A 3393-nucleotide genomic window follows, 5' to 3' on the forward strand; every position below is an offset into this window, starting at 1 on the left:
CCGTGGACCACGAACTCCGGGGCAAAGCAGTCGGGGCAGAGGAGCCCGTCTCCCGGGATGGTCGTGCTCGGATCGACAAAGGTCCAGGTCGCCCCGCCGTCTAGGGTCTGCCATATCCCATCAGTCACGGTGCCGGCGTTCTGGATATACACTCCGTCGGACACTTCCCATCCCCCAAGGTAACCGTCGGCGGTGGTGCCCACCAGGAAATATGTGCCGGCCGGCAGCACCTGATTGACGTTCATGGTGACTACCTGAGCCGGATTGCCCGCGCCCGTGAGTGACGCGGTGGCGAAGGTGGTGATGCTCCCGGTCAAGGCATTCTGCAGGGCGAAATCGTAATGGTCGCTCGGGCCCCCCAGCAGATAGAGGTCGATGGTGCTGACCGCCTGGTTGCTGGAAAGAGTGAATTCGGCGGCCTCGAATATCCCCGTATTCCAGATGGGGTAGAAAGTGTAGGGCGTCTCATTCGGAGCCCCCACGAGGATGGTGTCGCCATGCAGCAGGCTGCTCGCAAGCACGATGAGGAATAACGCCAGCCATGCCCGAGATTTCATCTTTGTCCTCCTGAAACTGTCAAGCCGCTCCATACGGATGCAGGCACCGCTTGCGACGACGCATACAGAGGCCAGCCAATCCACTGCCCACCAGCGCCCAGCTCGCCGGCTCCGGCACCTGTCCCGGAACCAGCACTGCTTCTATCGTCGCGGGCGCTCCGGTCACGTCGAGCACCTGGAAGGTGCCAGGCAGCAGTTCCAGATAGCCCTGCTGGTTAATGGTGTAAAGCTCCGGGCCTGTCAGATCGAAGATGCCCAGCCCAACCGTGGCTTCCGCTGTGTCGTCCATGCCCCCGCCAATCAAAGTGCCCCGGAACGCGATGTTGTCGATTCCGGCCGAGGTGGAAATACCATCGAATTCGTAGAAGAACCCGGAGAAGTACCACGTCGGGGTCGGGAATTGCGGCAAAGAGAAGGTCACGGTCCCGAAGTTCCCCGTGACGGTGTAGTCGATGTTGTCGGCTGCTGCAGGCACTGCAAAGAGCAGGCCGATCGCGAGTGCAAGCGGTAATGACCTGCGGGCCATGGCGCCTCCCTACGTTAGTCTCAGGCACGCCGCGCGGGCGGCCCGTACACCATGTCGTTCGAGGGTCAGCGCGGGGGCAAGCGCTTATAGGAATTCCGGCCAGAGCCGCGCCCCCATTGTTAGCCTGGGCTATGCAAGTCGCATACCACCGGAACGCGCTGATAATGCGAGGCTTGCGGCCGGGCAGTCCGCCCTTTGTGTGCAATCGTCTGCACACAAGTGGGCAATTCATTTCAGTGTCCAGCGAGGATGCACCGACGCCCTGAGGCAAGTCCTTCGGGAAGCCACGCCTTCAGTGGGGCAGGAAAAGAAACACCGACAGGAACGACAGGCCCATCAGGGCGGCGATCACGATCAGGAACCACAGGTCATTCGGAGAAACAAGTCAGAACGCAGAAGTCAGATTGCAGAAGTTACTTCTGCCATCTTCGATCTGACTTCTTCGTTGTCTTTGTCTTCCTGCGAAGGTGCTATCTTGTCGCAGGGCCACCATGGAAGTCCTGAAAGAGCTCTTCGAGCGCCATTTCCACTCCGCCGCGACGCGGGTGCAACCGCTGCAGGGCGGGCTGGGAGGCTCGGCGCGCAAGATCGTCCGGCTGGCCGACGACCAGCGCTCGGCCATCGGCATCCTCAACCAGGACCGCGCCGAGAACGTGGCCTTCCTCACCTTCAGCCGCCACTTCCGCCGCCACCGGCTGCCGGTGCCGGAAATCTACAAAGAAGACCTCGACCGCGGCGCCTATTTGGAAGAGGACTTGGGCGATACCACGCTCTTCGACCTGCTCTCGCGCCAGCGCACGGGCGCCGGGATCGCTCCCGAGGTCATCGCCGCCTACGGCAAGGTCGTGGACCTGCTGCCCCGCTTCCAGGTGGAGGCCGGACGCGACCTCGACTACTCCGTCTGCTATCCCCGCTCCAGCTTCGACCGCCAGTCCATCGCCTGGGACCTGAATTATTTCAAGTATTACTTCTTGAAGCTGGCCGGCATCCCTTTCAGCGAGCAGGCTCTGGAAGAGGACTTCGGCCGCCTGACCCGCTTCCTGCTCACCGCCCCGCGCGAGTATTTCCTCTACCGCGATTTCCAGTCGCGCAACGTCATGCTGCGCGACGGCCCGGTAGACCCCCGGCTTCAGCCGGGGGCCGGGCTCCAGCCCGAGCCGCACTTCCTCGACTATCAGGGCGGACGCAAGGGTGCGCTGCAGTACGACATCGCCTCGTTGCTCTACGACGCCAAGGCCGACCTGCCGCCAGACCTGCGCCAGGGCCTGCTGGAGCGCTATCTCGACGCGCTCGCCGGGCACATCGCTCTCGACCGCGACGCCTTCCTGCGCCACTACTACGCTTTCGTGTACGTCCGCATCATGCAGGCGCTGGGGACCTACGGATTCCGCGGCTTCTACGAGCGCAAGCCGCACTTCCTGCAGAGCGTCCCTTACGCCCTCAAGAACCTGCGCTGGCTGGCCCACAACGTCAGCCTGCCGCTCGCGCTGCCCACCCTGCTGAAGGCCTTCGAGGCCATGTTCCGCTCCGAGCGCCTGCAGGAGCTGGAAGGGGAGAAGGGCGTGGTCACGGTGCGCGTCCTCAGTTTTTCATTCCATCGCGGCTTGCCCGCCGACGAGACCGGCAACGGCGGCGGCTTCGTCTTCGACACCCGCAGCATCCCCAACCCCGGGCGCGAGGAGCGCTTCAAGCCGTTGACCGGCAAGGACGCCCCGGTCATCGAGTTCCTGGAGCAGCAGGAGAGCGTGCGCCACTTCTTCTCCAACGTGACCGCGCTGGTGGACGCCAGCGTCAGCGACTACCAGCGCCGCGGCTTCAAGAACCTGATGGTCTCCTTCGGCTGCACCGGCGGCCAGCACCGCTCGGTGTACCTGGCGGAGCGCCTGGCCGCCCACTTGCGCGCCCGCGACGGCGTCGAGGTCGTCCTCCGCCATCGCGAACTGGAGAAGCTCGGCCCATGAGGGCCATGGTGCTGGCGGCGGGCCTGGGGACGCGCCTGCGTCCGCTCACCGATGACCGCCCCAAGGCGCTGGTCGAGGCCGGGGGCCGGACCCTGCTCCAGATCACCCTCGCCCGGCTGCGCCAGTTCGGGGTGCGCGAAGTCATCGTCAACCTGCACCACTTCGCCGACATGGTCGTGGACTACCTGAGGAAGAACCACCACTTCGGCATGCGCATCGAGCTCTCGCGCGAGGACGACCTGCTGCTCGACACCGGCGGCGGGCTGAAGAAGGCGGCGTGGTTCTTCCTCGAGCGGCCGGACGAGCCGTTCCTCGTGCACAACGTGGACGTCATCAGCGACATCGACCT

Annotated in this window: 4 protein-coding genes; 2 read left to right on the forward strand and 2 right to left on the reverse strand. The window is 64.2% G+C overall.

All coding sequences use genetic code 11. The features are described 5' to 3' along the window. A partial coding sequence (locus VMS96_06580) for a hypothetical protein (protein HVP43079.1) occupies positions 1-557 on the reverse strand: 557 nt, incomplete at its 3' end. Between the two features lie 19 nt (positions 558-576). Further along, positions 577-1083: a PEP-CTERM sorting domain-containing protein gene (locus VMS96_06585; protein HVP43080.1), complete on the reverse strand. Its 507-nt coding sequence runs from the start codon at positions 1081-1083 to the stop codon at positions 577-579. Positions 1084-1574: 491 nt separating this feature from the next. Between VMS96_06585 and VMS96_06590 the strand changes: the two genes are divergently transcribed. Further along, on the forward strand, positions 1575-3044 hold the full coding sequence (locus VMS96_06590; GenBank protein ID HVP43081.1) for an RNase adapter RapZ: 1470 nt from the start codon (positions 1575-1577) through the stop codon (positions 3042-3044). After that, on the forward strand, positions 3041-3393 hold a 353-nt coding region (locus VMS96_06595), incomplete at its 3' end, for a sugar phosphate nucleotidyltransferase (GenBank protein HVP43082.1). The genes VMS96_06590 and VMS96_06595, both read left to right, overlap by 4 nt.

The sequence above is a fragment of the Terriglobales bacterium genome (assembly GCA_035543055.1).
Lineage (GTDB): Bacteria > Acidobacteriota > Terriglobia > Terriglobales > Acidobacteriaceae > JAIQFD01.